This window comes from uncultured Campylobacter sp., assembly GCF_937997405.1.
GTDB lineage: Bacteria > Campylobacterota > Campylobacteria > Campylobacterales > Campylobacteraceae > Campylobacter_B.
Window position 1 is genome coordinate 1 of the sequence record NZ_CALKTL010000202.1, and the last position, 3167, is coordinate 3167.

Sequence of the window (3167 nt, forward strand, 5' to 3'; positions counted from 1 at the left end):
GGGCATCGACGCCAGCGTCACGACCGTGCTTTTCGATACAAAATTTAACGTTATCCACGACCGCACGCCGCTTAAAAAGGTCGAAAACCTAACGTCTAAAGAGTACTACGCCGGCGGCAATACTGCGCTACTAGATGCGATCGGCAGCACGATAGCGCGTATCGAGCGGGTGCCCGACATCTATGCCAAAAACAATCGCGTGCTTTTCGTCATCATCACCGACGGCTACGAAAATTCGAGCCGCGAATACTCCAGAGCGCAGATTAAGAAGATGATTAGCGACAAGCAGGAAAAATACGACTGGGAATTTATCTTTTTGGGCGCTAATATCGACGCTGCGAGCGAAGCGCAAAGCATCGGCATCAAAAGCGAAAACGCCCTAAAATACGAGAATTCCAAAGAGGGTGTAAGTAAAAATTTCGAAGCGGCAGCCGAGATATCCAAAGACGTAGCGACCGACAATAAAGCAAACTCGAAATGGCGCGACAAGGTGCTTAAAGACAAAAAATAGCAAATCGCGAGGCGCACTAAAATTAAGTGCCGCTGCTAAAACGAGCGGCGGCGTGAAAATAGGCAGCGATGTGCAGCGCGCGGCGCAAAACGAGCTTTAGCAAAAAACGCGGGCGGCGGTGCAAACGAGTTGTGGCGCTAAATATTCAGCGCGAAAACACGGGCGACGGCGCGAAAACAGATAGTGCACCAGGTCGCTTGCCAAAAAATTTAATGCGAATATGTGCCGCAAGAAAAACAGGCGCGAGAGGAATAAAAACAGCGTGAAGCGGAGCCGAAAACTCCGTGAGCCTAGCAATATGGCGCGCATATTGATTTTCACTCAGCGCATTTTAGAATTTTATTTTGATTTTTTCATACAGCGCGCGGTATTGCTTTGTGCGGCAAGGAAACGCAAATTTGCTCACTAAATTTAAACGCTTCGCGCAGGCATCCTTAAATTTGATGCGCTAATTTTGCAATTTTGCAAGCGAGGCTAAATTTAATACGCGTAAACAAAATTTTATAGTCTAAATTCAGGCGCTTCGCGAAGGGCGCCGATTTGCAGCGAGTAAGCCATTGTTTCGCAAGCAGCGACAAATTTACGGCGCGCAAATTCCGCTTTTTGCAGGCGATAGATAAATTTTGCCCTTCGCAAGCCACGCTAAATTTTAAAATTTCGCCGCCGCAAAACGGGCGCAGCTACCAAGCGCGGCTGTATTAAATTTCGCAAATTTAACGAGGAGAAAGCTTATGAAGGTATCTGAGATCGACACGCCGGCGTTGTTGATCGATCGCGAAATCATGCTTCGCAACCTGCAAAAGATGCAAAGCTACGCGGACACCGCGGGCGTGAGCCTACGCCCGCACACCAAGACGCACAAAATGCCGTATTTCGCGAAGCTGCAAAAAAGCCTCGGCGCTACTGGCATCACGGTCGCCAAAACGGGCGAGGCCGAGATCATGGCGGCAAACGGGCTGAAAGATATATTTATCGCAAACGAGATCGTTGGCGAGCTGAAATTTCAGCGCATCATCGCGCTTTTGCGCGCGGGGGTAAACTTAAGCTTCGGCGCAGATAGCATAGAGCAGGCGCACCTGATAGAGCGTGCCTTTGAGCGCAGCGGCACGAAGGCCTGCGTGTTTGCCGAGATCGAAGTGGGCGAAAACCGCTCGGGCTTCGTAGAAAAGCAGGATTTCGCGGCGTTTATAAAATTTCTAAAAGGCTGCAAAAATATCGAATTCCGCGGCGTGTTCTCCCACGACGGACACTCCTACAAAGCCGCCGATAAGAACGAATGAGAGCGCATCCACCTAGCCGCGCAGCGTCGCACGCTGGAGTTTGCGGATATCGCGCGCGAGCTAGCTCTGCCTGCGCGCGTCGTTAGTATCGGCTCGACGCCCTCGCTCATAAATGATTTTGAAATTTTAAAGGGCGTCACCGAGATCCGCCCGGGCACCTATATCTTTATGGACGCCTCGCAGGCGCAGGCATACGGCGATTATTCGATGAACGCCGCAAGCATCCTTACGACCGTCATCAGCAGACCTACGGCGGATCGCATCATCACCGACGTCGGCGCCAAGGGGCTCACGCAGCAAAGGCGCACCGAGGGCTTTACGGCAACGCCCGGGCTCGGGCGCATAAAGGGCACGGAGGTGTGGATAAAGGGCGTTTACGACGAGCATGCGATCATCTACGACAGAGCGCTGCGAGATGCCGTGCGCGTGGGCGATCGACTCGAAATTTATCCAAACCACATCTGCCCCGTTGTAAATTTACACGAGTTTGCCTATCTCGTTAGCGGCGGCGAGGTCGTAGAAAAGATCCCCGTGCTATGCAGGGGCAAGCTGCAATGAGCGGGCAAATTTTAATGTGAGGCGAGGTAAAATTTTAGCTTCGGTAGAGCCTGGCTAAATTTAAGGCGCGAATTTATCGCCGCTCAGGCTGTGGCGCAAAGCGCGCCGAATTTGATGACGAAATTTAACGAAAGGCAAAAATGAGGCTTTGGACGATAAACTTTAAATACCTCGATGCAAAGGGGCTAGTCGCACTTTGGCGCGAGGCACTGCTAGCTAAAAACGTGCTGGCTGGGCTTACTAAAGGCTATAAAAATCACCCGCAGCTTGACCGCTTTTACGCGCATGAAAACGCACGTGAGGCGATAAACGCGTATCTGGCGGAGGTTTATGCGCACGCCTGCGCTCGCGAGTATAAATTTGACGCGGCAAAAGTAGGCGAATTTGACGAGCGAAATTTAGCCAAAATAGCCGTCTCTCGCGGGCAGATCGAGTATGAATTCGCATTTTTGCAAGAGAAGCTAAAATCACGCGACATCAAGGCTTACGAGCGAAATTTAAGCGTAAAAAATATAGAAATTGCGAGCATTTTTAAAGAGGTCGAAGGCGAAATCGAGCCGTGGGAAAAGGTGAAAATTTAGCGCCGTCGCGCTCTAGATTATTGGGCTTGCTTGAACAAATTTGATTAAAAACGCCAAAATACATTACGTCGATTTCCCCTTAAATTTTACGTAAAAATCTCAAATTTACGATTAGTGGCGATTTGCCAAAAAGGGCAAGCAATTTTATCCGCTTTGGCGAGAAATTATGGGCAATTCGTCAAATTTTAAAAGACGAACCTAACGTCAAATTCGCCTCTATTTTTAAAAATAAAAGCC

5 protein-coding genes are annotated in these 3167 nt (G+C 49.7%); all 5 read left to right on the top strand.

Features of this window, described 5'->3' with window-relative positions:
• Positions 1-511 (top strand): vWA domain-containing protein (locus Q0372_RS10320; RefSeq protein ID WP_298105643.1); only part of this gene is annotated, 511 nt, incomplete at its 5' end.
• A gap of 540 nt (positions 512-1051) precedes the next feature.
• Positions 1052-1213 (top strand): hypothetical protein, encoded by a 162-nt coding sequence (locus tag Q0372_RS10325; protein WP_298105647.1) that lies wholly within the window; start codon positions 1052-1054, stop codon positions 1211-1213.
• A gap of 29 nt (positions 1214-1242) precedes the next feature.
• Positions 1243-1791: an alanine racemase gene (locus Q0372_RS10330; protein ID WP_298105650.1), complete on the top strand. Its 549-nt coding sequence runs from the start codon at positions 1243-1245 to the stop codon at positions 1789-1791.
• Between the two features lie 168 nt (positions 1792-1959).
• Positions 1960-2349 carry a hypothetical protein gene (locus Q0372_RS10335; protein WP_298105653.1) on the top strand — a complete coding sequence of 130 codons (390 nt, stop codon included), beginning with the start codon at positions 1960-1962 and terminating at the stop codon, positions 2347-2349.
• Between the two features lie 140 nt (positions 2350-2489).
• Positions 2490-2930, top strand: coding sequence for a pyrimidine dimer DNA glycosylase/endonuclease V (locus Q0372_RS10340; protein ID WP_298105656.1), 441 nt, complete (start codon positions 2490-2492; stop codon positions 2928-2930).
• Positions 2931-3167: the final 237 nt, after the last annotated feature.

Excerpts from the sequence above, each read along its gene's own strand:
- Q0372_RS10330 (WP_298105650.1), top strand. The coding sequence starts at position 1,243 with ATGAAGGTATCTGAGATCGACACGCCGGCGTTGTTGATCGATCGCGAA.
- Q0372_RS10335 (WP_298105653.1), top strand. The coding sequence starts at position 1,960 with ATGGACGCCTCGCAGGCGCAGGCATACGGCGATTATTCGATGAACGCC.
- Q0372_RS10340 (WP_298105656.1), top strand. The coding sequence starts at position 2,490 with ATGAGGCTTTGGACGATAAACTTTAAATACCTCGATGCAAAGGGGCTA.